The sequence below is a fragment of the Endozoicomonas sp. ONNA2 genome (assembly GCF_024606365.1).
Classification (GTDB): Bacteria; Pseudomonadota; Gammaproteobacteria; order Pseudomonadales; family Endozoicomonadaceae; genus Endozoicomonas.
The window spans coordinates 1-3606 of the sequence record NZ_JAHHPO010000745.1 but is presented as its reverse complement, the minus strand read 5'-3'; the positions used below and the strand labels follow the sequence as shown (position 1 = coordinate 3606).

Here is a 3606-nt window from a genome sequence, read left to right as displayed (position 1 = left end):
AAGCACGATCAACGTCTGATACCACCAGTCAAACAATGACTTCTGGCATTTCGGACAGCACAACAGCTGCTGCACCGCTGGCAGAAACTTCAACGGCCACAGAAACAGATCAATCAGTAACATCACGAGCAGCAGCTACTACAACTCAGGCGACAATTGACAAAAAATCAATACACCAATCGACAACCCAACAAATAGCATCATCAACAGCCGAAACCACCACAACAGAAGGCGACTCTTTTATATCTGACAGTACAACGGCATCTCCAACCTCAACTGTTGAAACGGCCGCCAGTATTTCCGATGGTACAAACCCAACCGAAAACCCAACAGACGCTGCAACAACAAGCGCCACGCCTGAACCAACGACAGAATCTGATAACAGCCAACGACTGTCGGCTGTCATCAAATCATTCACAGCCAAAAGCAAAACGATCCATTCTCAATTCAATAAAAAAATGGCCAAAGCCTATGCCAGCACACACAACCAGGTCCGCCGGGCAATAACAACGCAAGGGCAACCGTTAAGCAGTTTTCAAAAAGAAATTCTTCTGGGGGATTCACTGAACCAACTGAATCAACAATTCAGTACTGATTTCCTGAATATTTATAAATCTGCCCACCGGTTTATGAAGTCTCTGCGCTCGGTTCCGATCAGTGAAAATCACCGCCGTACCGCTCAATCCATTATCAGCGCCAGGGTCATTTCCCAGTTCCGGGCAATGTATGCCACGTTTAATAATATACGACTGCAGATGTTGTCAGACCTGGGCTATACCGACCAACAACCGCTGGACCGTGCCACCATCAAACAACTGGCGTCTGGTGTCTATGCCCCTCCCGCAGCAGCCTTCCTGAATACAGCCCATCTGCTCAAGGCTATAGAACAACGAACACAGTCAGCCAATCCTGATGGCTTTGATCGGTTTATGGCGGAACTGAGTGAGTTTCTGCGGAGCACTGGGTCCGCGGAAAAAGCAGAAAAAGCAGAAAAAGCAGAAAAAGCAGAAGAGCTGAACAGTGATATCATGGCCCGGCAAAACAGGCTCCACAACCATCAGTTATTAACCAGTATCTTGCAACAGGAGCAAGCACTGCTGTTTGAGAATATCCGGCAGCAGCCCGATATAAATCCTGCCAGGAAACTGGACAGTCCCACCGCACCAACTCGCCAAACCCAAGGCATAACCAGTGTCCAGCCTGACCCGGGCAAGGCCGGCACGATAACAGGCAACCGACAGAAAAGGCAAATACACCAGCCTGACCCGGTCAAGGCCGCCACACCATTGGCCATAGCCAGTACACCCGGCACCGATGGCCATACTGCCAAAAACGCCATAACACGGGCGAACTATCCGGTCAGCGACAACCTGACACTGGCCAACTTGCTGGTTGCCAAAATCAGCGATCGCCCCATACATCTGAACCAAACCCATCTTAACCAAACCACGGTACCGGGAAACTTGAACAAGCACGCCTCCCCGCTTGACCGGACACCGGGCATGAAGCTGCTGACAGACAGCCAGGCCCTGGCCGGACAGTTGCGGGCAGAGCTTTCAGCCCTGGCCAACTATCTGGCCACCTCTGGTAAAGATGTCAGTACCCAGTGGAGCCAGGATGACCTGATTAACCTGGCCATTGTCCAGACCCTGCCAGAAGCATCCGCTGGCAAGGTGATGGCAAACTTTCTGTCAAACGTGCTTACCTCAACGTCATTGGGCATACAACACCAGCATCCTGACCATATATTCCGGGCCGATGGCTCCCTGCGCGGCACCAGCCAGGCCGCTGGCACACCCCTGTTCCATGACCCGTCAACGGGCAAGACCATCGACCATGGTGCAACCAGACAACTGGCAAAAATCATGTTACAGGCCATGGCCAGAAGCCGACTGTCTGAACAGACAGTGAACGACGATATACCAAAACATCTGGCCAACAAGATTATTGACCAGGCGTCACAACTGCAGAATCGCCAGCCTCAGGGACTGGTCATTCGACTGGGCCGATCGCTCGGGCTGGAGCAGGCTTCATCGACAGGCACCCGGGACTCACTGGCCAAACTCTTTGAACAACGACTGACGTCCAGACAGAGCGTCGACATCACACCACCAACCGACCTGCCACTGGTCAACGGCCTGGTCACCGGTCGTTACCATGAAACCGAGTCCCGCTTTATGAACCTGGCATCGGCCAGGCAACTGGAGCTGCTGACGTCGTTGGCCAGCAAACCCGACTATCTCGGTCTCGACCACTTTGCTGGACCCCTGGCCCGGTTGCAGGCCGATCTTGCCACCGCTACACAGACACCATCGTCTATCCCGGCAGACTCAAATCCGCATTCGAACAAGTATTCCCCCGATTGGCAGACCTTCCGGCTTGACCAGAGAGCCTGGCAACTGTTTACCCATCTGTATAACGCCCGGTTTGAGGCACCGGCAGAGGCCATCAACCGGCTAAAAACCGCGGCACTGATCCAGCGCAAGGGTATTGAGCCCCATCCGGATGAGGCCCAGCGCCTCAATCAGCTGGTGATAACACTGCTGCCGGTGCGCACCAGTGCCAGTGACCTGGCCCGGCTGATCGACACCGGGGGCAAGGCGCTGCCAGAGCCTGTGAAACTGCACCAGTTCAACCGGGAACGCATCGCCGGAATTCTCAGCAGCTACGCAACCATCAAGTCGCTGGTCAGCAAGGAATTCCCACAGGTATTTGGTGACCAGATCAACGACGACCGGTTGCAGGATGAATTGATCGCCCAGATAGCAAGGACCAGTTTGCAGGAACTCAAGGGCAAAACGACAACCGGTCAATGGCAACAGACAGTCAGGAAGCAGCTGAAAGAAGAATTTGACGACTTCCACAGCGAGCGGGCTGAAGCCAGCTGAAAAATCACCAAGTCAATCAATTTCAGGATTAATCACTTTAATTGACCAGGACACAGGTTACCGGTAATGAATAACCAGATAGCACCAACAACAGCCATTCATCAGAATGCATACACTGCTGAAACCGTTCCAGGCGATTTACCCGAACAATCAACCAAAAGGCAATTTCTGTCTTATCGAACAAATGCCGAGCCCGATGTCCAGAAACTGATTAATAGAAACCAGGCAGAAACAAAAGTTCTGGAAGGCAAGATAGAAAATATGCAAACCACAGGACTACCGCCTGGCTCAACCACTGACAGCACGGTCTCATCACCCATCTTATCAACTGCTGACCAAATAAAGAGCCTTTTTTGTGCACTTTCTAATGTACTGTTATGCACTACTACATCATTTCAAGGAGATTGACGTGTACCAACTCCGTTCATCCTGAGCGCCCTTCGGCTCGGCTCAGGATGCACGGACGAAGGGTGTTGGCACGATCTATCATGGCCTGGAGTTTGCGTCCTTCGATGCTTCGACAAGCTCAGCACTCAGGAAGAACGGAGTGCAGAGGCTTATGATAACGACAACCCGTCAAACTCATTGAAACTATGTACTACAACATCAGGAGTCCTGTTTATGATTCAGCAACCCATTCAGCAATCCAATCAGCAATCCATTATTCAGCAACCATTATGTGACACGTCTTCCCAATGTTCAGGGAATGGCATCGAAC

Annotated in this window: 2 protein-coding genes; both read left to right on the top strand. The window is 51.9% G+C overall.

Features of this window, described 5'->3' with window-relative positions:
* On the top strand, positions 1 to 2888 hold a 2888-nt coding region (locus KDK14_RS13185; protein WP_257265612.1), incomplete at its 5' end, for a hypothetical protein.
* Between the two features lie 66 nt (positions 2889 to 2954).
* Entirely contained in the window at positions 2955 to 3296 is a 342-nt protein-coding gene (locus tag KDK14_RS13180; protein WP_257265611.1) for a hypothetical protein, read from the top strand.
* Positions 3297 to 3606 lie beyond the last annotated feature (310 nt).